A 26,681-nucleotide genomic window follows, 5' to 3' on the forward strand; every position below is an offset into this window, starting at 1 on the left:
GGGAGTCACGTTGCAGTTCCACCACCACGGCTACGTGTCCGGCGACCCCCGCGTGCAGCCGGCTGAGGGCTACGGCCTCGACCGGCCCGCCGAGCTGCCGGACGAGGTCGACGTGCTGATCGTCGGCAGCGGGCCGGCGGGCATGATCGCCGCCGCGCAGCTCGCGCAGTTCCCGGGCATCCGCACCCACATCGTCGAGCGGCGGGCGGGACGTCTCGAGATGGGCCAGGCCGACGGCATCCAGGCGCGCAGCGTCGAGACCTTCCAGGCGTTCGGCTTCGCCGAGCGGATCACCGCCGAGGCCTACCGGATCACCGAGATGGCGTTCTGGAAGCCCGACCCGGACAAGCCGGAGAACATCGTGCGCGGCGCCGTCCCGCCGGACGACGGCCACGGGATCAGCGAGTTCCCGCACCTGATCGTCAACCAGGCGCGGGTGCTCGACTACTTCGCCGAGGTGGCGGCCCGGGCTCCCGCCCGGGTGACCCCGGACTACGGCCTCGAGTTCGTCGGGCTGACAGTGGCGGACGTCGCCGACGGCGCGGACCAGGACTCGCCACCCGTCACCGTGACGCTGCGGCACACGGCCGGGCCGCACGAGGGCACCGAGCGGACGGTGCGCGCCCGCTACGTCATCGGGGCCGACGGGGCGCACAGCGCCGTCCGGCAGGCGATCGGCCGCAAGGCCGTGGGCGACAAGGCCAACCACGCCTGGGGCGTGATGGACGTGCTCGCCGTCACCGACTTCCCCGACGTGCGCACCAAGTGCGCCATCCAGTCGCACGACGGCGGATCCATCCTGCTCATCCCCCGCGAGGGCGGATTCCTGGCGCGCTGGTACGTCGACCTCGGCGAGGTGCCGCCGGGCGGCGGCAGCGTCCGCGCGACTCCGCTGGAAGACGTCATCGCCCGAGCCAACCGGATCATCCACCCCTACACCCTGGACGTGAAGGACGTGCCCTGGCACAGCGTCTACGAGGTGGGCCACCGGGTCACCGACGGGTTCGACGACGTCGCCCACGACCACACCGGCACCCGCACGCCGAGGGTGTTCCTCACCGGCGACGCCTGCCACACGCACAGCGCGAAGGCCGGGCAGGGCATGAACGTGTCGATGCAGGACGGCTGGAACATCGCCTGGAAGCTGGCGCACGTGCTCACGGGCCGGGCACCGGAGGCGCTGCTGGCCACGTACTCGGCCGAGCGGCAGGTCATCGCCCAGAACCTCATCAGCTTCGACCGGGAGTGGTCGCGCCTCATGAGCACACCGCCCGAGGACCTGCCCGACCCCACCTACCTGGAGGACTTCTACGTCCAGACCGCGGAGTTCCTCTTCGGGTTCAGGACCCAGTACCAGCCGTCGATGATCGTGTCCGGCCAGGCCCATCAGGAGCTTGCCGCGGGCTTCCCGGTCGGGAAGCGGTTCAAGTCGGCCCTGGTCGAGCGGGTGGCCGACGGCAACCCGACCCACCTGGGGCACCATGCCCGCGCCGACGGACGGTGGCGGGTCTACGCGTTCGCCGACGCCGCCGCACCGGGCGAGCCCTCGGCGCTGCGGGACTGGGCCGAGTGGCTGAGGACCGCACCCGGGTCGCCGCTGCTGCGGCACACCCCGGCCGGGACCGACCCGGACTCGGTGCTGGACGTGAAGGTCGTCTACCAGCAGGACCACTTCGGCGTGGAGATCGCCGAGGTGCCCGAGGTCTTCAAGCCCCGGGTCGGCCCGTTCGAGCTGGTCGACTACGAGAAGGTCTACGCGACGGACCCGGCGCACGACATCTTCGAGCTGCGCGGCATCGACCGGGGCGGCGCCGCCGTCGTCGTCCGGCCGGACCAGTACGTGGCCGCCGTCCTGCCGCTGAGCGCGACGGACGAGCTCCGAGAGTTCTTTGCCGGGGCGCTGCTCCCGCAGGACAACACGACCACCGAGGAGAACGCATGACCAGCACCCGCGAGTCCGACCTGCTCGCCGCCGTCCCCGACGGGCTCCTCATCGGCGGCCGGTGGCGGCCTGCCTCGTCGGGGGCCACGCTCACGGTCGACGACCCGTCGACCGGCAGGACCATCAAGACCATCGCCGATGCCGGTGCGGACGACGGCATGGCCGCGCTCGACGCCGCGGTCGCCGCCGCGGCCCAGTGGGCGGCGACGCCTGCCCGGGACCGCGGGGAGATCCTCCGCCGCGCGTTCGACCTCCTGCAGGAGCGCAGCGAGGACGTCGCGCTCCTGATGACCCTCGAGATGGGCAAGCCGCTCGCGGAGGCGCGCGGCGAGGTGAAGTACGGCGGCGAGTTCCTGCGCTGGTTCGCCGAGGAAGCGGTCCGGGTCACCGGCCGCTACGGGCCGAACCCCGAGGGCACGGGGCGCATGATCGTCACCCAGCACCCCGTCGGACCCTGCTTCCTCATCACCCCGTGGAACTTTCCCCTCGCCATGGCCACGCGCAAGATCGCGCCGGCCCTGGCGGCGGGCTGCACCGTCGTGATCAAGCCCGCAGCCCTGACCCCGCTGACCACCCTGTACTTCGCGCGGCTGCTGCAGGACGCCGGCCTGCCCGACGGCGTGGTCAACGTGATCACCACCTCCAGCTCCTCCGCCGTCTCCGGACCGATCATCGCCGACCCCCGGCTGCGCAAGCTGTCCTTCACCGGCTCGACACCGGTGGGCCAGCGGCTGCTGGAGCAGGCCGCGCCAGGTGTGCTGCGTACGTCGATGGAGCTGGGCGGCAACGCCCCCTTCGTGGTCTTCGACGACGCCGACCTGGACCGGGCCGTCGAGGGCGCCCTCGCGGCGAAGTTCCGCAACATCGGGCAGGCGTGCACCGCCGCGAACCGCTTCATAGTGCACCGGTCGGTCGCCGACGAGTTCGCCCGGCGGGTCACGGCTGCGGTCGACGACTTCGTCATCGGACGCGGCACCGAGCCGGACGTGACCATCGGCCCGCTGGTGGACGCCAAGGCTGTCGCGAAGGCGGAGGCCCTCGTCAAGGACGCGGTCGCCCGGGGCGCCGAGCTCACCACCGGCGGCTCGCGCGTCGACCGGCCGGGGACCTTCTTCGAGCCGACGGTCCTCACCGGGGTCGCGCCCGGGAGCGACATCCTGCGGGAGGAGATCTTCGGCCCGGTGCTCGCGATCGCCGCGTTCGACACCGAGGACGAGGCGGTAGCCCTCGCCAACAACACCGAGTACGGGCTCGTCTCGTACGTCTACACCGAGAGCCTCTCGCGTGGCCAGCGCATGATCGACCGCCTGGAGACCGGGATGATGGGCCTCAACGTCGGGGTCGTCTCCAATGCCGCGGCCCCGTTCGGCGGGTGGAAGATGTCCGGCCTCGGCCGCGAGGGCGGCGCCGAGGGGATCCACGAGTACCTCCAGACCAAGTACACGCTCACCCCGGCGTGACGGCAGCAGGCTCACGCGGCCCATTGGTGGGGACATGCGCGGACAGCACCGTCCCGTGCGCTGGCAGTCAATACGGGGGCTCTCCGCGCTGCCGACAATCGTCGCGAAGCGCGTCACACTACGGAGGGCCCCATGTACACGTACGACACACTCCTGGCCAAGGTCAGCGCCACTGGCGGCAGGACCCGGGACGTCACCGACCCCGCAACAGGTGAGCTGATCGGGCCCGCCCCGGTCAACGCCCTTGCCGACCTCGACAGCGCGGTCGCCCGCGCTGTCGAGGCCCAGCCGGCCTGGGCGGCGCGGACGGACGCAGACCGGCGTCAGACGCTCCTGAAGCTCGCCGACGCCGTCGACGAGTCCGCCGAGGCGCTGGCGCTGATCCTCTCCCGCGAGCAGGGCAAGCCCCTCAACGGGCCGAATGCCCGGTTCGAGGTGGGTGCGTGCGCGAACTGGCTGCGTGCCACCGCCGCCCTGGACCTGCCGACGCAGACCGTCCTGGACGACGAGTCCGGGCACGCGGAGCTGTCCTACCGGCCCGTAGGCACGGTCGGTGTCATCACTCCGTGGAACTGGCCGATGATGATCGCGATCTGGCAGATTGCCCCGTCGCTGCGGATGGGCAACACCGTCGTCGCCAAGCCGTCGGAGTACACGACCCTGTCCGGCCTGGCCCTGGCAGCGGTGCTCAACGACGTGCTGCCCGCCGGCGTGCTCGAGGTCGTCACGGGCGCGGGCGACATCGGCGACGCCCTCGTGCGCCGCCCCGAGATCGGCAAGGTCATGTTCACCGGCTCCACGGCAACCGGCTCGAAGATCATCACGGCCTCTGCGGGCAACATCACCCGCCTCACGCTCGAGCTCGGCGGCAACGACGCCGGCATCGTGCTGCCCGACGTCGACCCCGCCGCGATCGCCGAGGACCTGTTCTGGGGCGCGTTCCTCAACACCGGCCAGACCTGCGCCGCGCTGAAGCGCCTGTACGTGCACGACGACGTCTACGACGCCGTCGTGCAGGCCCTTGCGGAGCTCGCCGCCAAGATGCCGATGGGCGTGGGCACCGACGAGGCCAACGTGCTGGGTCCGCTGCAGAACGAGATGCAGTTCGACATCGTGGACGCCCTCGTCGAGGAGGCGAAGGCGCGTGGCGCCCGCGTCGTGCTCGGCGGCGACCCCGACCGCGACGGTGCCGGGTACTTCTATCCCACGACCCTCGTCGCCGACATCGACAACGACGCCGCGCTGGTGCAGGAGGAGCAGTTCGGGCCGGCCCTGCCGATCGTCCGGTTCAGCGACGTCGAGGAGGCGGTCGCCGCTGCGAACGGCATCGACGCCGGTCTGGGCGCCTCGGTGTGGTCCGCCGACCGTGACGCGGCCGTCGCCGTCGCGAGCCGCCTGCAGGCGGGGACCGTCTGGATCAACAGCCACGGCGGCGTGCACCCGTTCGTGCCGTTCGGCGGTGCCAAGCGCTCCGGCTACGGCCTCGAGTTCGGTGTCGAGGGCCTCAAGTCCGTCGCCGTGCCGCAGGTGATCAACGGCTGACCGGTGGGGCCGACCTCGTTGGTCGAGCCTGTCGAGACCTGGGTCTCGACAGGCTCGACCACCGCGAGTCAGACGGGCTGCACGTCCGGGTAGCGGACGGCGCCGAGCGGGTAGATGTGCCCGCCCGCCCGCCGGTGGTCGGCGCTCCCCTCGGCGTTGATGCCGAGGAAGATGCCGGTGGTCCGCAGCTCGTAGCCGAGGTCGTGCAGCCAGACGCTGGCGACGGGGATCACGAACTCGCGGAAGCAGAACAGGTAGAGGCCGTCGGCGAACTTCCACAGCGTCGACAGGTCGACGTCACCATGACCGCGCTGCTCGCCCTGGAGGCACTGCCACGCGTAGCGCTCCGAGCTGAGGTAGACGTGCTCGTACAGGTGCGACGGGCTGTATCGGTAGACGTTGCGCATGCCGACCAGGTCGCGCGTGGGGCCCGGCCTGGCCCCCGTCACCACGATCCCCGCCACCTCGCCGGCGGCGAAGGTCTGGCCCACCTGGGGCACTCCCTCGGTCTTCTCGGGGGCGATGACGGAGTGGGCGAGCAGCGCACGCCCGGTGGTCCGGGACCAGACGACGGTCAACGCCTCACCGTCGCGCGAGGCGAACGGCAGGTTGACGAAGACGACGTCGTCCCGCACCCGCACCGCGTCGTACGGGTCGACGGTGCCGTCGGCCGCGCTGAGCAGCTGCGCCGACGTCCAGCGCACGGTGGCGGCGTCGAGGAACCGGAGCCTCAGCTCCGTGCCGCCGTCGAACCTGAGCTCGACCGTCTGTCCCGTCAGGTCGGCGCCCGGAAGGCGGTAGGCGTCGATCCCGGCGGCGAAGTCGTCGTAGGTCTTCCACTGCGACTGGTCGGCGGCGTCGACGCGCACGCCGACCTCGACTCGCTGCGACTGGGTCATGATGCTCCTGACGTGGTGGTTTGCAATGCTGGTCAAGCTGCCGGTCAAGCTGCGGGTCAGGGCGCCGCTCATGGCGACGGCGGGACCAGGACCGCCTTGATCAGTCCGTCGGTGCGCTCGTGCACGGCCGCGAACGCCCGCTCGACGTCGGCGAGTTGGTAGACGTGCGTGACGAGCGACGCGAACGGGAACCGGCCCTGGGCCAGCAGGGCGAGTGCGCGCTCGTAGCCGCCCGCGGCGAGGAACGACGGCAGGATGTCGATCTCCCGCGTGAGCAGGTAGTCGTCGGACGGGACGGACAGGGCCGGCCCCGAGCCGCACGCACCGGCCAGGACCACCCGGCCGCCGCGACGGACGATCCGGATCGCGTCGAGCTGTGCGTCGACCGAGCCGGCCGACTCGATCACGACGTCGGGGCCGCCAGGGATACGCTCGCGGATCGCCGGGACGAGCCGATGGCCCCGCTCGGCGACGGTCTCGGTGGCACCGAAGGCGCGGGCCAGGGCAAGACGCCCGGTGCGCCCGCCGACCACTACGACCTCGCTCGCACCCGCGGCCGAGGCGGCGGCTGCGGCGAGGAGGCCGATGGGTCCGGGCCCGATGACGACGACCTTGTCGCCGAGGCCTACGCGGCCGCGCTCGACGGCGCGGACCGCGACGGCGAGCGGCTCGACGAGCACGGCCGTGTCGAGGTCGAGCCCGTCCGGGATGCGGTGGACGACGCCGTCGCGGGGCACGACCAGGTGGGTGGCGTACCCGCCCGCGAACGGCAGGGTCGTGCGGGGTATGTTCACGCCCAGCTGCCGGCCGGGGCCAGGATGACGCACGGGGTCGTCGAGCTCGCACAGGTTGTGGCGACCCTCGCGGCACCGGTCGCAGCGGTGGCAGGGCACGAGCATCTCGACGGCGACGGGCTCGCCCACCCCGATCCCCCGGTCGTCCTCGGGGCCGACGGCGTCGACCACGCCCACGAACTCATGCCCGGGCACCAGGGGGAACGGGTCGCCGATGTGCCCGTCGAGCAGGTGCAGGTCGGTGGCGCACACGCCGACGCGCGCGATCCGTACGACGAGCTCGCCCGGCCCGGGCTCGGGGACGGCGGACCGCTCCAGCGTCACGACGCCCTTCTGGGGGAAGACCACCTGGAGGCCGCCGTCGCCCTCGTTCTTGCGCGTCATCGCGCCTCCTCAACCGTCGTCGTACCGATCGTCGCCGAACGCCGGCGGCTGAGGCTTGCTCGTGCGCGCGCAGCCGTTGTGCGCTCGCGCAGGTGTGCGGCGCGGCGGCCGCGCGGCCGCTAGGCGACCCGGGCGCGGAACTCCGACGGCGTCTCGCCGTAGGCCGCCTTGAAGGTGCGCGAGAAGTGCGGGGCGTCGGCGAACGACCAGCGCGACGCGATCGCCGTCACCGTCGCGCCCGCGAGCGCGGGGTCGGCGAGGTCGGTGCGGCAGCGTTCGAGGCGTCGGGTGCGGATGTAGGAGGAGACCGAGATCCCCGCGTGGTGGAAGAGCGCGTGCAGGTAGCGGACGGAGATGTAGTGCGCCTCGGCGATCGCGGTCGGGGAGAGCGCCGGGTCGCCCAGCCGGTCCTCGATGTAGGAGTAGATAGCGTCCTGCAGCTGGTCCGCGGGCACTGCCCGGTCCTCGCCGAGCTGGTCGCGCAGCAGGATGGTGACCAGGTCCACGGCGTTGCGGGCGAGCCGCCATCCGGTCGAGGCGTTGACGAGGTGGAGGCGGCCGGCGAGCTGCTCCAGCACGGAGCTGACCATCTCGCCCAGGGAGTCGTCGCTGCCGAGCGCCGTGGCGGTGAGGCGGGCGACGCGGTCGTCGGACAGGTCGACGAGCCGCTTGGGGAACATGGCCACGATGGTGCGCATGCGGTCGTCGAACACGAGGGTGTACGGCCTGGTCGTGTCGTAGACGGCGACGTCGCCGGGGCGCAGGACGACGTCGTGGCCGTCCTGGCAGATGTAGGCGCTGCCCTCGAGCATGAGGCTCACCTTGTACGCCGGCTCGTTCGTGCTCTCGCCGACCAGGTTGCGGGTGCGTTCCACGACGTGCGGCACGGCCGCGACCTCGACGAGGTCGAAGTCCCGCAGGGACGCCGCGCGGACCGCGGCATGGAAGTCGTGCGGGCGCTGGCTCGACACGCGCAGCGGCACGAACGACCGGTCGACCGTGTGCTGGAACTCGGCGAACGACCCGACTCGCTGGAGCTGGGAAACCGCGCCGAGCGGGGGCGCGTACATGGAAGACATCTCTCACCTCCGGGCGGGGCCCATCCACGCCGATGCGGCCCCGGTTGCGGCTGATCGTAGCCCTGTACTCCGGGCGTTGGTACCTCCGTCCAGCCGTTCACCCCCGCCGTGCACGGAACGACAACCGCTCTTCGCGCCGGTTCAATCCGCGGGCCTGCCCGTTCCGCTTGCCTGTCTCCTGGCAGGGCGTGCATCCATGTCTGCCCCCAGTACGAAGGAGTGCTGCAATGAATCGCATCCTCAGGGCGACAGCTGCCCTCGGTGTCGGAGCGCTGGTCGTCACACTGTCGGCCTGTGTCCCGGAGAGCGACCCCGGAACCATCCAGGGCGCTCCGTCGGCGGCCGCGGACGACCTCAAGTGCGGGCTCGGCACCGGCGAGCAGGCCGCCGGCGAGCCCATCAAGGTGGCCGCCGTCGCCACGGCGTCGGGCGGCGTCGACTTCTCGTCGTCGCCGAACTCGGCGAAGGCCTATTTCGACTGCGTCAACGACAACGGCGGCATCAACGGCCGGCCGATCGAGTACGAGTTCGGCGACGACGCCCTGGACCCGACCAAGACCGCGCAGCTCGCCGCCGGTTACGCCTCCGACGAGTCCGTCGTCGCGCTGGTCGGCGACGCGACCTTCGTCGGCTGCGACGTGGCCAACGTCGAGTACAAGAAGGCGGGTCTGTACTCGATCACCGGCGTCGGCGTGCCGCAGGCCTGCTTCGAGTCCTCGAACATCGCGCCGGTCAACGCCGGCCCGCGAACCTCGGCGCTGGCCGTGCTGCAGTACTTCGAGCGGCAGGGCCAGGCCGACACGTTCTTCGCCGTCGGCCTCAACACTCGCGGCAACGGCGACTGGGCCGCCGACGGTATCGAGAAGTACACCGCGGAGGCGGGCATCGACCTGGTCGGCAACGTGCTTTCGGACCCGGCGGAGAGCAACTACCTGCCGCTGGTCAGCCAGATCAAGCAGGCCGGTCCCACGAGCCTCGTCATCGTCGACCCGGCGCCCATCACGGCGTCGATCCTCGCGGCCGCCGAGCAGCAGGACGCCAAGGGCGACATCCAGTGGGCCTGCACGGCCTCCTGCTACGACGCCCAGTTCGGCGAGCAGATCGGCGACTACTGGGAGGGCTTCGTCTCCAACTCCGAGCTCGCGCTCGTGACCGCCGACAGCAAGGACGCGAACCAGTGGCGCGCCGTCATGGACGAGTACGCGGACGCCGACGCGCCGCGCGACACGTTCAGCCAGGCCGGCTTCCTCGCGGCGAAGATCTTCGTCGACACGCTGCTCCCGCTCGACGCCGACACCCTTGACCGCGAGACCGTGTCGGAGGCCGTGCTGGGTGTGAAGGGCTACGAGTCCGACCTGCTCTGCGCCCCCTGGTACTACGGCGAGGCCGACGAGCACCACGCCAACCACGCGACGCGCACGGCCGGGATCGAGGCCGGCGCCTACGTCGAGCTCGAGGGCTGCCAGGACGTCACGGACCCCGACATGGCCGGGATCCTCGAGCGGGAGCAGTCCGAGGGACTGCTCAACAAGTAGGGCGGGCCACGACGTGAATCTGCTTCCCTTCGTTGTCGCCGGGCTTGTCATCGGTTCGGTGTACGCCCTGTCCGGAGTCGGGGTGCTCGTGTTGTACCGCACGACGGGCGTCCTGAACTTCGCTCACGGAGCCGTCGGCGGCATGGCGGCGCTGCTGGTGTGGCAGATGGTCGAGCTGCGGATGCAGCCCCCGGTCGCGATCGCCCTTGGCGTCGCGGCCGGGGCGGCGATCGCCCTCCTCTTCGGGCTGGTCGCCGGGCCGTTCCTGGCCCGGGTCGACCAGCTCCGGAAGGCGATAGCGACGCTCGGGCTCGCCCTCGCCCTGCTCGGCCTGATGCTGTTCGTCTGGAACGACAAGGCCCGCACGATCCGGCTCGAGTCGAGCCGCATCTCGTTCGACGTCGCCGGGGCGCGGGTCAACGTCACCCAGCTCGTCTGCCTTGGCCTCGCGCTGCTCGTCGTCGTCGGCACGCTGCTCGCGCTGCGCTACACGTCGACGGGGACATCGATGCGGGCGCTCGCGAGCGACCGCGAGCTCGCCGCGGTCGTCGGCACCAACGTGCGGCTCGTGGAGAACACGGCCTGGGCCATCTCGGGCGCGGTCGCCGGCGTCTCCGGCATCCTGCTGGCCGACCAGACGCGGCTGGAGCCCGCCTTCCTCACCTTCCTCATCATCCCGGAGCTGGCTGCCGTGGTCATCGGTCGTTTCGTCTCGCTCTGGCTCACCCTCGTCGGCGGCCTCGCCGTCGGCGTCGGTCAGTCGCTCGTCTCCGCCTGGCCCACGGTCAGCGCCTTCAGCACAGCGGTGCCGTTCGTCGTCGCGACGATCGTCATCCTCGTCGCCGCACGGCGGCGGGTCGTCACGGTAAGGGTGGTCCGCACATGAGCCAGGTCTTCCTCGCCCGGGCCGACGTGCGCGGCGCACTCGTCGGCCTCGTTCTCGGCCTGGCGCTCGCGCTCGGCCTGCCGGCCCTGCCCGGCGTCGGCGCGGGGCTCTCGCTCCGTACCCTCACGGTGTGCGCGATCTACGCGCTCGCCGCCGCCGGCGTCGGCGTGCTGTACGGCCGGCTCGGCCTCGTGTCGATCATGCAGATCGGCCTGGTCGCCGTCGGCGGCTGGGTCACCCTGCGGATCTACCACGCCACCCACCTGCCGTTCGAGGTGGTCATGGTCCTTGCGGCCCTGGTCACCGCCGTCGTCGGCGTGCTCGTGGGCCTGCCGGCCCTGCGGCTTTCTGGCCTCAGCCTCGCGATCGTCACCCTCATGGTCGCGGGAGCGCTGGAGGTGCTCGTCACCTACGCCGGCTTCCCCAACGGCGGCGACGGGTTCCTCGGACGGGCGTCGGGCGGGACCCTCGCGGCCATCATGCCGCGGCCCGCGCTGGGACAGTCCGACGACGACTTCTTCCGCTACGTCGGCGTTGCGGTGGTCGTCGTCCTGGCGCTGCTGCGGTGGCTGCTCATGGTGCGGCCCGGCCGTACCTGGGCCGCCATCCGGCAGGGCGAGGCGGGCGCGGTGTCCCTCGGCGTCAACACCGTCGCTCACCGCCTGTTCGCCCTTGCGGTGACGAGCGCGGTCACGGGCGTCGCGGGCGCGCTGCTCGCGGCCAGCTCCGGGATCCTCGACCCCGCGTCGTTCAAGGCGCAGCAGTCGGTCCTGCTCTTCGCGACCGTGCTGATCGGCGGGGTCTTCTCCCTGCTGGGCGCCGTCATCGGCGGTCTGCTCTTCTACGGCCTGCCGCAGCTGCTCAGCACTGTCGGCGTCGACGGCAACCTCGTGTTCGTCGTCCTCGGCCTCGGGCTGGTGCAGGCCATCACGACCACCCAGGCCGGCATCGCCGGCCAGCTCGGCGGACTGTGGCGGCGGCTACGACAACCGCGGCCGCGCCGTCCACGGGAGGTGACGGCATGAGCCGGCTCACCCTGTCCGGGATCACCGTGCGCTACGGCGGCGTGACGCCGCTGGACGACGTCTCGCTGGCGTTCGAGTCCGGCGTCTGCGGGGTCATCGGCCCCAACGGCGCCGGCAAGACGACGACGTTCAACGTGCTGTCCGGGTTCGCGCTCCCGGTGGCCGGGTCGGTCGACCTCGACGGCGACGACCTGCTGGCGGTCCCGGCGCACCGCCGCGCGCGCTGGGGACTGCGCCGCTCGTTCCAGCAGGAGCAGGTCGTGCGCACCCTCACCGCGCGCGAGAACGTGCTCCTCGCCGCCGAGCACAGCGGCTCCCCCGCCGCCGACGTCGACCGCGCGCTCGACTATGTGGGCCTAGACCGGCCGCACCGGCTGGGCGCGGAGCTGACGATGTTCGAGCGGCGGCTGGTCGACATCGCGTCCTGCGTCGTCGGGGCGCCGCGCCTCGTGCTGCTCGACGAGCCCGCCGCGGGGCTCGACCCGGCCGAGTCCGAGCAGCTGCTCGGGCTGATCACGCGGATCCCCGAGGAGGTGGGCGCGCTGGTGCTGCTCGTGGACCACGACATGGACCTGGTGCGCGCGGCGTGCGGCACGGTGGCGGTGCTCGACTTCGGCCGCCGCATCGCGGCTGGCCCGACGCTCCAGGTGCTGGGCTCCCCCGAGGTGCGCAAGGCGTACCTCGGCATCGACGAGGAGGTGACGGCGTGACCGCCCTGGAGATCCGCGACCTGCACATCCGCCGCGGCGGGATCGAGGTCGTGCACGGCATCGACCTGACCGTCACCGCGGGCGAGATCACCGCGCTGCTCGGCGCGAACGGGGCCGGCAAGTCGTCCACGGTGCTGGCGGTCGCCGGGATCGTGCGCGACACCAGCGGCTCGATCACGGCCGACGGCAGCGGTATCCGCGGGCTCGCCCCCAACAAGGTGCGGCGCGCGGGAATCGCGACGATGCAGGAGGGGCACCGCGTTTTCAGCGACATCTCGGTCGCCGACAACCTCGCGATCGCCGCACTGCTGCTGCCGCGCGCCGAACGCGCCGAGGCCGTCGAGTCGATGCTCGACCTGTTCCCCGAGATCCACGGCTTCGCCGACCGGCCGGCGGGCTCGCTATCCGGCGGCCAGCAGCAGATGCTCGCCCTCGCCACGGCGCTCGCCGCCCGCCCCAGGGTCCTGGTGATCGACGAGATGTCGCTCGGGCTCGCGCCGCTCGTCGTGGCGCGCCTGGTGCCCGCGCTGCGGGCCGTCGCCGAGCAGGGCGTCGGGGTGCTGCTCATCGAGCAGTTCACCAGCGTCGCCCTGGAGCTGGCGACCAGCGTCACGGTGCTCGCGCAGGGCCTCGTGACCCTGCGCGCGCCGGCGAAGGAGCTACGGGACCACCCCGAACGACTGGCCGCGGCGTACCGCCTCACCGAGCAGTGACCCCACCGAGCAGCAACCCCACCGAAGCAACCACCGAGCACGACATGGACGGCGTACACGCCGCCGTCCGGAGGGAGAATACAACCATGGCCGATTACGACGTCGTCGTCGTGGGAGCAGGGACGGCGGGGAGCGTCGTCGCTCGCCGTCTGGCGGACGCCGGTCGCCGAGTGGCGATCCTCGAGGCGGGCGGGTCCAACCGCGACGACATGATCCAGGACGTGGGCCGCCTGAACCAGCTGTGGCACGGCGAGCGCGACTGGGGGTATCACACGGTGCCCCAGCAGCACGCCGCCGGGCGCCGGATCCACCTGCCGCGCGGGCGCGTGCTCGGCGGCTCCCACTCGCTCAACGCCGCGATCTGGGTGCGCTGCGCCCCCGAGGACTTCGACGGCTGGGCGGCCGACGGCTGCCCCGGCTGGTCGTGGGCGGACGTCGAGCCGGTGTACCGGCGCATCGAGCAGTGGCACGGCACGCACGACGCGCGCCGGGGCTCCGACGGGCCGCTGCCGGTCGCACCCAACGAGCCGCTCCACCCGGTGCAGCAGGCGATCATCGACGCGGCTGTGCAGTCCGGCCTCCCCCTCAACGCGGACTACAACGTGGACGAGCTCGACGGCGTCTCGGTCCAGCAGGTCACCGTCGCCGACGGCGATCGCGTCACGACGTGGGACGCCTACGCGCAGCCGGCCGTCGACGAGGGCCGCCTCACGGTGCTCACCGGCGTCGTCGTGCGCCGGGTGCGGATCGAGGGCGGCCGCGCGACAGGTGTCGAGCTGGCGGACGGCCGTCTGCTCACCGCCGACCAGGTGGTGCTCTCGGCGGGCGCCGAGGGCAGCGCGGAGACCCTGCTGCGCAGCGGGGTCGGCCCCGCGGAACACCTCGCCGCCCTGGGCATCGACGTCGTCGCGGACCTGCCGGTCGGCGAGAACCTGCACGACCACTACCTCGTCCCGGTCATCTTCTCGACCGACCGCGAGGTGGACCCGCCGGCCCCGCACCGCAGCGTGACCCAGACGCACTGGTTCTGGCGCTCCGACCCGTCGCTCCCGGTGCCGGACACGCAGCCGATCAACTTCGCCGTACCGATGCTGGAGCCGGACATGGAGCCGATCCCGTGGGGCTTCTCCCTCATGGCCGGCATCGTCACCACGCGGTCGCGCGGCACCGTGCGGCTGGCGAGCGCCGACCCGGCCGACGGCATCCTCATCGACCCGCAGGTCCTTCAGGACGAGCGTGACGTCACCTCGATGCTCGCCTCCGTGCGGCAGTGCCTGGAGGTCGGGGCGCAGGAGGCGCTCGCCACGGACTGGAAGGCGCGGCCGCACTACCCGTCGGGAGACCTGAGCGACGAGGCGCTCGTCGAGTACATCCGGCAGCGCGTGATCACCTACCACCACCAGGTGGGCACGTGCCGCATGGGCTCGGACGAACGCTCCGTCGTGGACCCCACGCTGCGGGTGCGGGGAGTCGAGGGGCTCATGGTGGCCGACGCATCCGTGATGCCGACGATCACCACGGGCAACACGAACGCGCCGTCGGCCATGATCGGTGAGCGGGCGGCCGAGTTCCTGCTCTCCTGAGCTGAGCAAGCTTGCGGTGGGCACGCGGATATACTCCAATCGTCAAGGCGGACGAGAACCGCCTGCGCTCGAAAAAGGGGCGCGCGACGGGCTCGGAGCCGAGCCCGCACGGGACACATACGGACCGCACCACTCATCCGTCACTGTTCTCCCTGGAGGCCCTCGTGCCCACCGTGTCCGCACACGTCGCCCGTACTCTCGCCCGGCACATCGACCACGTCTTCGGCGTCATGGGCAACGGCAACGCCTGGTTCCTCGACGACCTCACGCGCTCGACGACCGCCCGGTTCACCGCCGTCCGGCACGAGGCCGGCGGCGTGGTCGCCGCCGACGCCCACTTCCGCGCGTCGGGCCGCATCGCCGCCGCCACCGCCACCTACGGCGCGGGCTTCACCAACGCGCTCACCGCGCTCGCCGAGGCCGCGGCGGCCCGGGTGCCGCTGGTGCTGCTGGCGGGCGACGAGCCGACGTCGGGCCCCCGCCCGTGGGACGTCGACCAGATAGCGCTCGCGGCCGCCGTCGGCGCCCGGACCTACACGGTGGGCCGTGCGGACGCTGCGGCCACGTGCGTCATCGCCATCGAGCACTCCCTGACCTACCGGGTCCCCGTGGTGCTGGCGATCCCCTACGACGTCGCGGCCCTCGAGGCCGGCCCGGTCCCGGACGCCCCTGAGCCGGCGCTGCCCCGGCCGATGGCTCCGGCGGGGCCGTTCGACGCGGCCGCCATCCGTGACCTCGCCCGGCACCTCGCCGACGCCGAGCGGCCGCTGCTGCTCGCGGGCCGCGGCGCCTGGCTCGCCGGCGCGGGCGAGGCGCTCGGCGAGCTCGCGGACGCGACGGGGGCGCTGACGACGACCACGGCGCTGGGCCGCGGCATCTTCCCCGACGGCCACTACGACCTCGGCGTAGCGGGCGGCTTCGGCGCCGAGGGGGCGATGGCGCTGGTGCGGGAAGCCGACGTCGCCGTCGTGCTCGGCGCGTCGCTCAACCAGTTCACCATGCGTTTCGGCGAGCTGTTCGCGCCAGGGACGCGCGTGGTCCAGGTGGACATCGCGCCCGCCGCGACGCACCGGCACGTCGGCGGCTTCATCCGGGGCGACGCCGCGCTCGTGGCCCGCGCTCTCGTGGACGAGCTGCACGCCATCGGGGCGGCACCGTCCGGGTGGCGCAAGTCGGTGGACGTCGCCGCGGCCCGCACCTACGAGACCGGCCCGGCGGACGGGATGGCCCCCGACGGGCGGCTCGACCCGCGCGCCGTCGCGCACCGCCTCGCCGGCCTGCTGCCCGCCGACCGGGTGGTCGTCTCCGACGGCGGGCACTTCATCGGCTGGGCGAACATGTTCTGGCCCGTCGCCTCCCCCGACCGGATGATGATGGTCGGCACCGCCTACCAGTCCATCGGGCTCGGCTTCCCCAGCATCGCCGGCGCTGCCGCGGCACGCCCGGACGCCGCCGTCGTGCTCACCACGGGCGACGGCGGCGGGCTCATGGCCCTCGCCGACCTCGAGACCGCGGTGCGCACCGCCCGCGGGCGCGGCATCGCCGTCGTATGGAACGACGCCGCCTACGGCGCCGAGCTGCACGTGTACGGGCGGCAGGGAATCACCGAGGAGCCGATGCTCATCCCCGAGACGGACTTCGCCGCCATCGCCACCGCGATCGGTGCCGAGGGCGTGGTCGTGCGCTCGCTCGCCGACCTGGACCGCGTGGCGGCGTGGACCGCCGAGCCCGTCACCGACCGCCGCTTCCTGCTGCTCGACTGCCGGGTCTCGGCTTCCGTCGTCGCCCCCTACCAGGAAGAGATCCTGCGGGTGAATCGCACCCGCTAGGCCTGAGCCCCCGAACGCGACGCCCGGTCCCCCGGCGTAGTCTGAAAAGTCCAGCGTTCGCACGGCCGCCAGCCCGGGAACGGGTGGCCGCGCAAGCGTTCCGGAGCACAGGAGCACCGGAGTCCATGAGATCGGAACGACGCCATGCACATCTCGGCCTTCCCGCACGAACTGGCCCATCGTGCCGCCACAGTGCTGGGTAGCAAGCTCGAGGCCAGCATCATCCTGGGTGAGCGCGGGTTCGCGGTACGCGCGGGCAGCAGCACCGACGCCGCCGGACGGTGCGACCGCGCCGAGTCCCTCGCCGACGACGGACCGTGCGTCGACGCCATCGAAAAGCGGACGGTCCAGGTCGTGCCGGTGATCGCCGAGACCGAGAGGTGGGAAGCCTGGCGCGACCAGTCGCTCCGTGAGGGCTTCGTCTCCGCGCTGGCGGTCCCCGCCTCTGTCAACGCGGACATCGCCGTCGCAATAAACCTGTACTCACGTACTCCGGACCCGTGGACCCGAGAGCTCGTCACAGCGGCTGACGGCTACGCGCAGCTCGCAGCCTCCATGGTGCAGCTGCACCTGAAGCTCGCTGAGTTCGAGGACGCCACGGCGGGCCTGTACCACCAGATGTCCGATCTGAGCGCGACCGAGCGTGCAGTCGGGGCCATCATGTACGCCAACGACTGCAGCGATCTCGAGGCGAGACGAATCCTCGACTCCGCATCCCGTAACCGCAACGTGTCGCAACGCGAGGTGGCCGAAACCATCCTGCGTACCCTGGTCATGAGCGAGCCCCGGCCTGAAGACGGCACTGCCACCTGACGGATCTCCGCTCAGCGAACCCGCACCGCACCCGCCTGCACGGTGACGCCTGCCCGGCTCGCCTCCCCGAGATCCTCGCCGTCGATCTCGAACACACGCGGCTCGGTCAGCTCGAGCTGCAGGCTCCGCAGGCGACGGTGCGTCGCGCTGTCGCTGCTCTTCGCCCCTTCCTTGCGGGCGACGAGGCGCCTGATGCCGTTGTCCCAGACCATGTTCCGCAGCGTGTCGGCCCACCCGGCCGCGTTGTCCGCGCTCAGGACGAGCAGGTCGAGCTCACCGTCGGCGGGGTCCGCATCGGGCAGGAGGCTGACGCCGCCCTGGAGGGTGCCGCAGTTGCCGACCAGCAGCGTGTGCACCCTTTCCCGGCTCTGTGGGCGGTCGTCAACCGTGATCCGGACGTCGAGAGTCTCGCTCGCGGACAGCGCGCGGCCCATGGACTCCACGTAGGCAAGCCAGCCGACCTCGTCCTTGAGGTCATCGTCGGTCTCGGTGATCATGTGGGCGTCGAGCCCGAACCCGGCCATGACCGCGAACGCGTACCGTTCGGTCCCGCCCGCGAGGTCGATCTCGAGCCATCCCAGGTCGATGGCCCGCGCCTCGGAGCCGAGCGCCCTCGTGCAGGCCTCGGGGACGTCGCCCAGGGGCACCCCGAGGTTCCGGGCGAGGAGGTTCCCGGTGCCGAGCGGGACGATTCCCAGCTCGACGCCGGAACCCGCCTCCGCGAGGTGTTCGGCCACGGCCCGGACGGTCCCGTCCCCGCCCGCGACGACCAGCACGTCGGCGCCCGCCTCGATCGCCTGCGACGCGACGCCCTGGCCCGCGTCGTCCTCGGTCGTCTCGAACCAGCGAACCTCGGGCTCCGTCCGCGCTGAGGCGATCGCCTCGTTCAGACCGGACTCGAGGTCCCGCCTGGTCGTCTTCGCGGGATTCCAGATGACGCCGACGCTTCGTGCGGTCATGTGCGAGATGCTTCCACAGCCGGTGCCAGTCCTCGCCTCGAGGGCCGCGGGCCGGCCATCAAGCGGGCGGGATGTTCTGGTTCAGGTGGAAGACGTTGCCGGGGTCGTAGACGCCCTTGACGGCGGCGAGCCTGGCCAGCTTCTCGGGTGGGTAGGCCCGCCGTACGCCGGCGGCGCCGTCGTCGCCGAGCACGTTGACGTAGACCCCGCTGGCGAAGGGCTCCAGGCGCGCCGCGCTCGCCCGCGCGGCCGCGATCCGGGTCTCGTCCTCGTCGGGGTCGGTCCAGCGGGCGGCCGCCACGTACTCGAACGTCGTGTCGCGCTGGCTGAAGGCGGTCTCGTCGCCGGGCACGTCGGCGATGGCGCCGCCGTAGGCCTGGAGACCGGCGCGCACGTCGGGGTGGGTGGCGAGCAGCGCCTCGATCGCGGCGAGCGGCAGCTCGCGGAAGTAGTGGCCCTTCCAGTAGCGCCGCACGGCGTAGGCCTCGGTGCTGTCGTCCCGGGTCTGGAGGTCCAGGTACGACAGCTCCTCGATCCGGCGGCCCATCGGCGCACCCAGCGCCGCCAGCTCCGTGGCATGCGCCCGCCCCTCCCGCGGGTCGCCGACCCACACGAAGCCGAGCGCCACCACGCCGTCGTGCACGCTCGCGGTGTACGTGGCCGCCCTCGGGGCGGTCGCACTGAGATCGCGCCACCGGGCGACGACCGGCGCGGCGTCGCCGACGGGGAAGTCGAGCTCGACGCTGAGCGCGCGGGTGCCGACGTCGTGCAGCCGGAACTCGAACTCTGTCACCACGCCGAAGTTCCCACCACCACCGCGCAGCGCCCAGTACAGCTCCGGCCGCTCGTCGGCCGACGCGCGGATCATGTCGCCTGCCGCGGTCACCACCTCGTAGGAGACGACGTTGTCGCAGGCCAGCCCACACTGACGGGCAAGCCAGCCCATCCCGCCGCCCAGGGTGAGGCCGCCGACGCCCGTGTGCGACACGTTGCCCGCCGTCGTGGCCAGACCGTGCGGCTGCGTGGCCGCGTCGAGCGCGCCGAGCAGGGCCCCGCCCTGCACCCACGCACGCTTCCGTTCCGGATCGACCCGGACCGCGCCCATCGGCGTGAGGTCGATCATCAGCCCGCCGTCGGGGACCCCGTGCCCGACGACACTGTGGCCACCGCACCGGACGCCCACCTCCAGGCCCTCCCGCCGCGCCAGCGCGAGCGCCTCCACGACGTCGCCGGCGGTGCGGCAGCGGACGATCAGGGCCGGCTCGTGGTCCACCATCCCGTTCCACACCGAGCGCGCCTCGTCGAAACCGACGTCGCCCGGGCGCCGGACGTCCAGCCCTGAGACCGCCGAACCTTCGATCATGTCCATGCTCGCTCCTCCTCGTGCGGGACCCCCTCGTTCAAGAGAGACCGCCCGACGGCGCCGGACTCATCGGCCGCGGGGCAGGCAGGTCAGGGTTCCGTCACGGCCGCGGCGAGCCGCTCCGCGAGCGCGCCGACCGCGGCCCGGAGCTCGGGCCCGCCCTCCACGCGGAACGGGTACGGCACGCTCGCCAGCCACTCCTGCGCGTACATCGCCGGGTTCCGTGTGCTGCCGACGAGCACGCATCCGTCGCCCGCCGCCTCGAGCCGCCCCATCTGCGCCCCGACCCAGGGGGCGACGTCGGCGAGCGGGGCGTCGAACACGACGCGGGTGGTGAACTGCCACCCCGTACCCAGGTGCTCCTCGAGCGCCGCCACGGGATCGAGGTCGTCGGGCGGTACGAACGCCAGGTCCGTGTGCTCGACGGCGAGGACCCGGTCGACGCGGTAGGTGCGGATCGCGCCGGCGCGGTGGGAGTGGCACAGGAGGTACCACCGCCCGTACCGCACGACCACGGCCCAGGGGTCCACCTCTGCGGCCCACTCGCTGCCGGACTCGCCCCGGTAGGTGACCAGCACGCGCCGTCGGGCGGCGATCGCCGCGACCAGCTCGCTGGTGACGGCGGTGTCCGGGCGGGCCGCGTACCGGTCGGGCGCGGCGGACGCGTGCTCGCGCAGCGCGGCCGCCTGCCGGCCGACGTCGTCGGGCAGCGCCCGGATGACCTTTCCGAGCGCGGTGTCGACGAGGTCGTCGCCGTCGGCGTCGGGATGACTGTCGAGGACCGCCATGACCAGGCCGAGCGCCTCGGTCTGCGTGAAGGTGACCGGCGGCAGCCGCGTGCCGCGCCCGAGGCGGTAGCCGCCGTGGGGGCCGCGGGCCGACGAGACGGGGATCCCTGCCTCGCGCAGGATCCCGACGTACCGGCGGGCTGCCCGCTCCGTGACGCCGAGCCGGTCGGCGAGCTCGTCCGCCGTCGTGCCGGGGCGGGTCTGCAGGATCTCCAGGGCGCGGAGCGCGCGTGCGGTGGGGCTGATCTCGGACGGCACACGAGCAGGCTAGATCGCGCGCCCCTCGACGGGCGAGTGGGCCGCGGGCGGGTCACGGTGAAAAGACCCGAGAGAAAGGAGTGGCTCGTGACCACCATCACGAAGTCGATCGATGTGCATGTCCCCGTCCGGACCGCCTACAACCAGTGGACGCAGTTCGAGGAGTTCCCCAAGTTCATGGGGGGCGTCGAGGAGATTCGCCAGATCGACCCGACCCATACGCACTGGAAGACGAAGGTGGGCGGGGTCGAGCGCGAGTTCGACGCCGAGATCACCGAGCAGCACCCGGACGAGCGCGTGGCGTGGAGGAGCAGTTCGGGTCCCAACCAGGCCGGTGTCGTCACGTTCCACAAGCTCCGCGAGGCCGACACCCGGGTCACGGTGCAGATGGAATGGACGCCCGACGACGTCGCCGAGAAGGTGGGCAGCGCGCTGAACTTGGACGACCGGCAGGTCCAGAGCGACCTCGAGCGGTTCAAGGAGTTCATCGAGGCCCGCGGCATGGAGACGGGAGCCTGGCGCGGTGACGTGAGCTGACGCGCCAGCGGCGTCGCGCGGTCAGCGCGACGCCGTCCGCCCGGCGCGGGTCTGAGCGACCCGCGCCGGTCAGCGCACCACCTCGAAGACCTGCTTCTGGACGCCGTTCCTGTACGCCTCGTGCTCGACCAGCCGAAGCTTCTGCGCCGGCTTGTCGGCGTCGCTGAACAGCGGCTTGCCCTGGCCCAGGAGCACCGGGTAGACGAGCAGGTGGTACGCGTCGATGAGCCCGGCGTCCGCGAGCGCCCGCGTGAGGGACACGCTGCCGTGCACCTGGATCTCGCCGCCGTCGGACTCCTTGAGCCGCGCAACATCGTCCAGCGAGCGCAGGATCGTGGTCTCGCCCCAGCTGTCGGTCAGGTCGTCCTCGGTGAGCGTCGTGGACACGACGTACTTGGGCAGGGTGTTGTACCGCGTGAACTCGTCCATGTCGGGCCAGACGGGCGCGAACATCTCGTAGCTCACGCGGCCGAGGAGCAGCGCGCCCGCCTCCTCCTGCTCACGCCCCTTGAGCTCGTAGGCCTCGGGCACGACGTCGACGGTCTTGAACGTCCACGCCGTGTCGTGCAGCTCCGGGTCGCCGCCGGTCGGGTCGACCTTGCCGTCGAGCGAGACGAAGTGCGTGGCGACGATGTTGCGCATGCGAGTTTCTCCTTGTCGTGCGGCCGCACGGTGCGGCCCTCCAGCAAGTCAGACGAGGCGGGTGCGAAGAACTCATCGGATGAGCAACGCTGGGAACGATCCGGCAACGACCCGGAAGCGGAACGTCCGGATCTGGTTCTAGCGTAGGACTCACCGGCATCCGGCCGCACTCACCACGGGAGACAAGATCATGGACATCCTGCTCATCGGAGGCCTCTGGCTCGACGCGTCCGCCTGGGACGACGTAGTACCCGAGCTCGAGGCGCTCGGCCACCGCCCCGTGCCGATCACGCTCCCGGGCCAGGGAGACGGGGCGACGTCGGCCACGCTCGACGACCAGGTCGCCACGGTTGTCGCGGCCGTCGACGCGGCGCACGGGAAGCCGCTGGTCGTAGGGCATTCCGCCGCCTGCACGCTGGCCTGGCTCGCCGCCGACGCGCGTCCTGAGAAGGTGGCCGGCGTGACGCTGATAGGCGGCTTCCCCTGGGACGACGGCAAGCTCTACGCCGATCTTTTCGAGATGACGGACGGCGTCATGCCGTTCCCCGGCTGGGGGCCGTTCGATGGGCCCGACTCCGACGACCTCTCCGAGGAGGCCAGGAACGCCATGGCGGCCGCCGCGATCCCCGTCCCCGAGGGGGTCGCCCGAGGCGTGGTGCGCCTGTCCGACGAACGCCGGTTCGACGTGCCCGTGGTGGTCGTGTGCCCAGAGTTCACGCCCGCCCAGGCTCAGCAGTGGATCGACGCCGGCGACGTGCCCGAGCTCGCCAGGGCCAAGCACGTCGACCTCGTCGACCTCGACTCGGGCCACTGGCCCATGTTCTCCCGGCCGACCGAGCTCGCCGGGGTGCTGGCTCGGGCGGCAGAGTCGGTGTGACGGCGTCGTCCTGGCCCGCCCGGAGCGGGCCCGGCCAGGCGGGCCGTCACCGCCGCAGGCCGAGGTCCCGCAGCTCGAGGTCGGCCAGCCGGCGCACGACGGCGGGGTCGCCCTCCCGCCACGCGCCCACCGGGTCGTCGGAGATCTGGGTCAGGGACCGCAGCGGCTGGTTCGCGAGCGCGCGCAGGGCCAGCAGCGCCGGGTCTGCCCCGACGAGGCGCTGTGCGGCGCTGGCCCGCCGCACGAACCGGATCCGGAGCGGCACATACAGCACCGCCACGAGCAGCACCGGGATCAGGAACACCGCGATCCCGACCAGCAGCGCGCCGTCCTCCACGAACTCGACCTGGGAGCGTCCGGCGGCGGCCAGGCTCTCCGCGGCGTCCGCCGCACCGCGGAAGGGTGCGGCCAGGTCGTCCCCCACGCCAGGGATGGCGCCGATCTGACCCTCGACGTCGTTGAACCGGCCGGCCATATCGTCGGCCGCCGACGCCGTCGCCCGGCCCGGCCGCCCCAGCTGCAGGGTGGCATCGTGAACCTCACGCCCGGCCCAGGCCCAGCCCGCGATCCAGCCGAGCAGCAGCAGATCGCCGAGCACCTGGCGGGCGCACCGGGCGGGTGCTGCCGCGTACAACCTCATGGTCTGGTCCTCCGGACGTCGACGAGTCGCACGCCGCACCGTATCGGACGTGGGGACATTCGGGGCACCGACGGAACCGATGTGGTTGCATACTCCCCGACTTGTCCCTGAGATGACGGAGGTACTGCCCATGACTGCCGACGACGAGCTGACCCGGACCTTTGTCGAGTTCGACTCCGACGGCGACGGCCGCATCACCGCGGACGAGTTCCGCCAGGCCATGGGCACCCGCGGCGAGGAGGTCACCGACAAGGACCTCGACGAGATCTTCGGCAAGGCCGACCACGACCAGGACGGCCGCATCGACCTGGCCGAGTTCACGGTGGCCTGGGACGCCTGAGCGCACCCGCCGCGCACTGCGCCACGCCGGCGTCGGCCGGGTTGGTGCGAGCAACCGCCGTCGCTACACTCGCGCAGTGGCCGAGGAGCGGGGGGTGACGGTGGAGCGGTTGTTCCGATGCCGGCTGTCGGCCTTCGCCCACGGGACGTGGGCGCGGCACGGCGTTCTCGCGGCGCTCGTGGCCGCCCTGGTGCTGGGTGTCGTCGCGATGCATGCGATGAGCAGCGCGGCCTCGCACCACCACACCACCGTGCCCTTCAGCTCCCCTGCTGCCGGCGCGGTGTCCGCCCTCGGCTCCCCGCCGGACACGATCCCCGGCCAGGCCCACGCCGACGAGGCGCACACCCACGCCCCCGAGGACTGTGCCGACGGCGACTGCGGCGGGCACGGGATGCTCACCGCCATGTGCCTCATGGTTCTCGTGGTGGTGATCGGTGCGGCACGCCCCCGGCTTCGCATGCTGCCCTGGGGCGCGTACCGAGCCGTGCGGGGAATGCTCCCGCCCGCGGGCCTCGGCGTCGCCGCACTGGCGGGGCCCTCATTGGTCGCTCTCGGGATCAGCAGGACGTAGGAGCAGCCGTACGCCGGCGCAGGACCAGTGCGCCGGCCGCTGCACGAGGCCCATCCGGGCACCCCTACGTCTATCGAGAGGTACTTGTTCCTTGAAGCGCACCACCGCGACGTTCGTCGCGCTCATCTCCGCCCTGACCCTGGCAGCCTGCTCCGACGACGCGTCGACCGGCGCGGGCTCCGGGGAGCCGGCCTTCAACGATGCGGACGTGATGTTCGCCCAGATGATGGTCCCCCACCACGAGCAGGCGATCGAGGTCTCGGACGTCGTCCTGGCCAAGTCCGGGGTCGACCCGCAGATCGCCGCCCTCGCTGAGCAGATCAAGGCCGCCCAGGGCCCGGAGATCGAACAGCTCAACGTCTGGCTCGAGGAGTGGGACGCCGGCGAGGCCGGTATGGAGGGCATGGACCACGGCATGGAGGGCATGCTGAGCGAAGCCGACATGCAGCACCTGGCCGACTCCGACGGCGCAGCGGTCGGGGACGCGTTCCTCGAGCACATGATCGCGCACCACGAGGGCGCGGTCGCCATGGCCGAGACCGAGGTCGCCGACGGCGCGAACGCCGACGCGGTCGCCATGGCCGAGTCCGTCATCGAGACCCAGACCGCCGAGATCGAGACCATGCGGGGCCTGCTTGCGGAGTAAGCGGCGAGCAACCGCCCACACCCATCGCGCCGAGCTGTGACTGTTCTGCTCGGCCCTGGCCTGCCGGCCCGGGCCGAGCAGATGGCCGACTTCTCAGGGCCGGCGTCGCGCACGGTACGTGACCACCGTGCGACGCCGGCACCGGTGCGTCGACACGACGTGAGGAAGAGCCGTTGAGCCATCCCCAAGACCGCGGCGCACTGCTGCCTTCCACCGGGCCGACGCCCGGAGCTCCCTTCCCGACCGCCCCTCCGCCGTCGGGCAGCAGCCCGGCGGGCCGCCTGCAGCCTCCCCGCCACGCCGCGAAGGCCTCCCGCGGCACTACCCGTACCGACGCCAACCTTGCCCGCCAGACGGCCGCGATGGCCGGCCTGGCGGCGGGCGTGGTGCACTGCGCCGCCACCCCCAGCCACTGGGAGGAGTGGATCCTCGCGGGGGTCTTCTTCACCGCCGCCACGGCGTTCCAGGTGGTCTGGGGAGTGCTCCAGTTCCTGTTCGAGAGTGCGGTTCTCCGGGTGGCTGGGCTGGTCGCCAACCTGGGGCTGCTCGCCGTGTGGGCGGTCAGCCGCGTCGGCGGGATGCCGTTCGGACCCGGCGCGGGCGTCCCTGAGCCGGCGGGACCCGCAGACCTGATCGTCGGCGCGCTGGAGGCAGTCGCCGTGGTCGGCCTGCTGTGGTCGCTCCTACCGCGAGAACGCCACGGCGTACTGACCCCCGTGGGCTATCGCACGGTCGTCGGGCTCGCCCTCCTGACGTTCGGGGCCACCGCTGTTCCCGGCGTGTCCGCCGCGCTGGAGCACAGCCACGCGCACGGCACCGGGGAGGGAGGTGGCCACGACCACCACGACATGCACGAGCCGACGGACCCGGCCACGACCGGTGGCTCCGAAGCGCCCGCAGAGGACGGGAAGAAGACCCAGCAGCCGGAACCGTCCGGCGACGGCCACTCCCACGCCCCCGGCGAGGAGCACGACTGACCGGCGGGCGGCCGGCCGGCCAGAATCGCGGGGGGCGGCTCCACGCCTGCAGCCCGCTTATGGTTGACCTGTCAGCTCGCTTCGAGGCCGAGAGGAGTCCGTCGTGGCGTGGACGGACCTCGTCCCGGACCTCCTGGGCGTCTTCTTCTTCGCCGTGTCGGGCTCGCTGCTCGCCGTCCGGCGTCATTTCGACATCGTCGGCTCGCTCATGCTCGGCACCTGCGTCGGTCTCGGCGGCGGGATCCTGCGGGACGTCATCCTCGCCGCCGGGGTGCCGCGGGCCTTCGACTCACCGATCTACCTCGTCCCGCCCGTGGTCGCCGCGATCGTCGTGTACTTCTTCGCCCACGTCGTGCAGCGCTTCCACGACGTCCTGATCACGTTCGACGCCGCCGGCATGGCCCTCTTCTCGGTCACCGGCACGCTCGTCTCGCTCGCCGAGGGCATGAACCCGGTAGCCGCCGCGATTCTGGGCCTGATCACCGCCGTGGGCGGCGGCGTCATCCGCGACGTCGTCGCGAACGACGTGCCGCAGGTCTTCCGCGCACGCGGCCTGTACGCCATCCCGGCGCTGCTCGGGGCCGGGCTCACGAGCCTCGCCTCCTGGGCGGACTGGTTCAACCTCGGCGCCGGCGCGGCGATCGCCGCGCTCGTGTTCGGCCTGCGGATGGTCTCCCTGCGCTATCGCTGGGAGGCGCCTCCCGCCGGCGGCCACCGTCACTCGGCGCGCAGCCACGACGACGTCGCACCACACCGACCGCGCCGCCGGCGGCCCTGAGACCAACGCGCGGTGCGAGTGACCGTCGCCGGTGACACCGTTGTAAGTGCCCGGAGAGTCGAATTCGGGCGCTCGGGCCCGCCGGCTCGGGCTCCACGAGGTGGGGAGACG

The 26,681-nt window shown here is 72.3% G+C and carries 26 protein-coding genes; 18 read left to right on the forward strand and 8 right to left on the reverse strand.

What is annotated here, in order from left to right; translation table 11 throughout:
• The first annotated feature begins 10 nt into the window (after positions 1-10).
• From IE250_RS22400 to IE250_RS22410, 3 genes are all read left to right on the forward strand, one after another.
• Positions 11-1,942: an FAD-binding monooxygenase gene (locus IE250_RS22400; protein ID WP_189671533.1), complete on the forward strand. Its 1,932-nt coding sequence runs from the start codon at positions 11-13 to the stop codon at positions 1,940-1,942.
• The gene (locus IE250_RS22405) at positions 1,939-3,402 is read left to right on the forward strand and encodes an NAD-dependent succinate-semialdehyde dehydrogenase (RefSeq protein WP_189671534.1); all 1,464 of its coding nucleotides are present in this window, start codon (positions 1,939-1,941) and stop codon (positions 3,400-3,402) included. Before IE250_RS22400 ends, IE250_RS22405 begins: the two co-directional genes overlap by 4 nt.
• A gap of 132 nt (positions 3,403-3,534) precedes the next feature.
• A complete protein-coding gene (locus IE250_RS22410; protein WP_189671535.1) occupies positions 3,535-4,944 on the forward strand; it encodes an aldehyde dehydrogenase family protein in 1,410 nt (469 codons plus the stop codon).
• Positions 4,945-5,012: 68 nt separating this feature from the next.
• Here IE250_RS22410 and IE250_RS22415 read toward each other — a convergent pair whose 3' ends face one another.
• From IE250_RS22415 to IE250_RS22425, 3 genes are all read right to left on the reverse strand, one after another.
• The gene (locus IE250_RS22415) at positions 5,013-5,843 is read right to left on the reverse strand and encodes a MoaF C-terminal domain-containing protein (RefSeq protein ID WP_189671536.1); all 831 of its coding nucleotides are present in this window, start codon (positions 5,841-5,843) and stop codon (positions 5,013-5,015) included.
• A gap of 68 nt (positions 5,844-5,911) precedes the next feature.
• On the reverse strand, positions 5,912-7,021 hold the full coding sequence (locus IE250_RS22420) for a zinc-dependent alcohol dehydrogenase (protein ID WP_189671537.1): 1,110 nt from the start codon (positions 7,019-7,021) through the stop codon (positions 5,912-5,914).
• A gap of 119 nt (positions 7,022-7,140) precedes the next feature.
• Complete coding sequence (locus tag IE250_RS22425; RefSeq protein ID WP_189671538.1) at positions 7,141-8,100, reverse strand: AraC-like ligand-binding domain-containing protein; 960 nt, start codon at positions 8,098-8,100, stop codon at positions 7,141-7,143.
• A 227-nt stretch (positions 8,101-8,327) separates the two neighbouring features.
• Here IE250_RS22425 and IE250_RS22430 point away from each other — a divergent pair, with 227 nt between their 5' ends.
• From IE250_RS22430 to IE250_RS22465, 8 genes are all read left to right on the forward strand, one after another.
• A complete protein-coding gene (locus IE250_RS22430) occupies positions 8,328-9,635 on the forward strand; it encodes an ABC transporter substrate-binding protein (RefSeq protein WP_189671539.1) in 1,308 nt (435 codons plus the stop codon).
• A 13-nt stretch (positions 9,636-9,648) separates the two neighbouring features.
• Positions 9,649-10,521, forward strand: coding sequence for a branched-chain amino acid ABC transporter permease (locus tag IE250_RS22435; protein WP_189671540.1), 873 nt, complete (start codon positions 9,649-9,651; stop codon positions 10,519-10,521).
• Positions 10,518-11,546 carry a branched-chain amino acid ABC transporter permease gene (locus tag IE250_RS22440; protein WP_189671541.1) on the forward strand — a complete coding sequence of 343 codons (1,029 nt, stop codon included), beginning with the start codon at positions 10,518-10,520 and terminating at the stop codon, positions 11,544-11,546. Before IE250_RS22435 ends, IE250_RS22440 begins: the two co-directional genes overlap by 4 nt.
• Positions 11,543-12,256, forward strand: a complete 714-nt coding sequence (locus IE250_RS22445; RefSeq protein ID WP_189671542.1) for an ABC transporter ATP-binding protein — start codon at positions 11,543-11,545, stop codon at positions 12,254-12,256. The genes IE250_RS22440 and IE250_RS22445 overlap by 4 nt, the downstream gene beginning before the upstream one ends.
• Entirely contained in the window at positions 12,253-12,969 is a 717-nt protein-coding gene (locus IE250_RS22450; protein ID WP_189671543.1) for an ABC transporter ATP-binding protein, read from the forward strand. The genes IE250_RS22445 and IE250_RS22450 overlap by 4 nt, the downstream gene beginning before the upstream one ends.
• An 86-nt stretch (positions 12,970-13,055) precedes the next feature.
• Positions 13,056-14,552, forward strand: a complete 1,497-nt coding sequence (locus tag IE250_RS22455; RefSeq protein ID WP_189671544.1) for a GMC family oxidoreductase — start codon at positions 13,056-13,058, stop codon at positions 14,550-14,552.
• A 164-nt stretch (positions 14,553-14,716) separates the two neighbouring features.
• Positions 14,717-16,381, forward strand: a complete 1,665-nt coding sequence (locus IE250_RS22460) for a thiamine pyrophosphate-binding protein (RefSeq protein ID WP_189671545.1) — start codon at positions 14,717-14,719, stop codon at positions 16,379-16,381.
• 144 nt (positions 16,382-16,525) lie between these two features.
• Positions 16,526-17,194: a GAF and ANTAR domain-containing protein gene (locus IE250_RS22465; RefSeq protein WP_189671546.1), complete on the forward strand. Its 669-nt coding sequence runs from the start codon at positions 16,526-16,528 to the stop codon at positions 17,192-17,194.
• 11 nt (positions 17,195-17,205) lie between these two features.
• Here IE250_RS22465 and IE250_RS22470 read toward each other — a convergent pair whose 3' ends face one another.
• The 3 genes from IE250_RS22470 to IE250_RS22480 form a co-directional block, all read right to left on the reverse strand.
• Positions 17,206-18,153: a diacylglycerol/lipid kinase family protein gene (locus IE250_RS22470; protein WP_189671547.1), complete on the reverse strand. Its 948-nt coding sequence runs from the start codon at positions 18,151-18,153 to the stop codon at positions 17,206-17,208.
• 58 nt (positions 18,154-18,211) lie between these two features.
• Positions 18,212-19,522: an FAD-binding oxidoreductase gene (locus IE250_RS22475; protein WP_189671548.1), complete on the reverse strand. Its 1,311-nt coding sequence runs from the start codon at positions 19,520-19,522 to the stop codon at positions 18,212-18,214.
• An 83-nt stretch (positions 19,523-19,605) separates the two neighbouring features.
• Positions 19,606-20,562, reverse strand: a complete 957-nt coding sequence (locus tag IE250_RS22480) for a helix-turn-helix transcriptional regulator (RefSeq protein WP_189671549.1) — start codon at positions 20,560-20,562, stop codon at positions 19,606-19,608.
• Between the two features lie 87 nt (positions 20,563-20,649).
• On the opposite strand from IE250_RS22480, the gene IE250_RS22485 reads away from it, so the two are divergent.
• The gene (locus tag IE250_RS22485) at positions 20,650-21,099 is read left to right on the forward strand and encodes an SRPBCC family protein (RefSeq protein WP_189671550.1); all 450 of its coding nucleotides are present in this window, start codon (positions 20,650-20,652) and stop codon (positions 21,097-21,099) included.
• A 69-nt stretch (positions 21,100-21,168) separates the two neighbouring features.
• Here IE250_RS22485 and IE250_RS22490 read toward each other — a convergent pair whose 3' ends face one another.
• Positions 21,169-21,741, reverse strand: a complete 573-nt coding sequence (locus tag IE250_RS22490; RefSeq protein ID WP_189671551.1) for a dihydrofolate reductase family protein — start codon at positions 21,739-21,741, stop codon at positions 21,169-21,171.
• Between the two features lie 190 nt (positions 21,742-21,931).
• Between IE250_RS22490 and IE250_RS22495 the strand changes: the two genes are divergently transcribed.
• On the forward strand, positions 21,932-22,618 hold the full coding sequence (locus tag IE250_RS22495) for an alpha/beta fold hydrolase (RefSeq protein WP_189671552.1): 687 nt from the start codon (positions 21,932-21,934) through the stop codon (positions 22,616-22,618).
• Between the two features lie 46 nt (positions 22,619-22,664).
• Here the strand turns inward: IE250_RS22495 and IE250_RS22500 are convergent, their stop codons facing one another.
• Entirely contained in the window at positions 22,665-23,258 is a 594-nt protein-coding gene (locus tag IE250_RS22500) for a hypothetical protein (RefSeq protein WP_189671553.1), read from the reverse strand.
• Between the two features lie 130 nt (positions 23,259-23,388).
• Between IE250_RS22500 and IE250_RS22505 the strand changes: the two genes are divergently transcribed.
• The 5 genes from IE250_RS22505 to IE250_RS22525 all read left to right on the forward strand — a co-directional run bounded on the left by IE250_RS22505 (position 23,389) and on the right by IE250_RS22525 (position 26,570).
• Positions 23,389-23,598: an EF-hand domain-containing protein gene (locus IE250_RS22505; protein ID WP_189671554.1), complete on the forward strand. Its 210-nt coding sequence runs from the start codon at positions 23,389-23,391 to the stop codon at positions 23,596-23,598.
• Between the two features lie 76 nt (positions 23,599-23,674).
• Positions 23,675-24,169 carry a DUF6153 family protein gene (locus IE250_RS22510; protein WP_189671555.1) on the forward strand — a complete coding sequence of 165 codons (495 nt, stop codon included), beginning with the start codon at positions 23,675-23,677 and terminating at the stop codon, positions 24,167-24,169.
• A 91-nt stretch (positions 24,170-24,260) separates the two neighbouring features.
• Positions 24,261-24,815 (forward strand): DUF305 domain-containing protein, encoded by a 555-nt coding sequence (locus IE250_RS22515; protein WP_189671556.1) that lies wholly within the window; start codon positions 24,261-24,263, stop codon positions 24,813-24,815.
• A gap of 173 nt (positions 24,816-24,988) precedes the next feature.
• Entirely contained in the window at positions 24,989-25,792 is an 804-nt protein-coding gene (locus IE250_RS22520; RefSeq protein WP_189671557.1) for a hypothetical protein, read from the forward strand.
• A 103-nt stretch (positions 25,793-25,895) separates the two neighbouring features.
• Positions 25,896-26,570, forward strand: coding sequence for a trimeric intracellular cation channel family protein (locus tag IE250_RS22525; RefSeq protein WP_189671558.1), 675 nt, complete (start codon positions 25,896-25,898; stop codon positions 26,568-26,570).
• The last annotated feature ends 111 nt before the right edge of the window (positions 26,571-26,681 follow it).

This window comes from Promicromonospora soli, assembly GCF_014653785.1.
GTDB classification, from domain to species: Bacteria; Actinomycetota; Actinomycetes; order Actinomycetales; family Cellulomonadaceae; genus Promicromonospora; species Promicromonospora soli.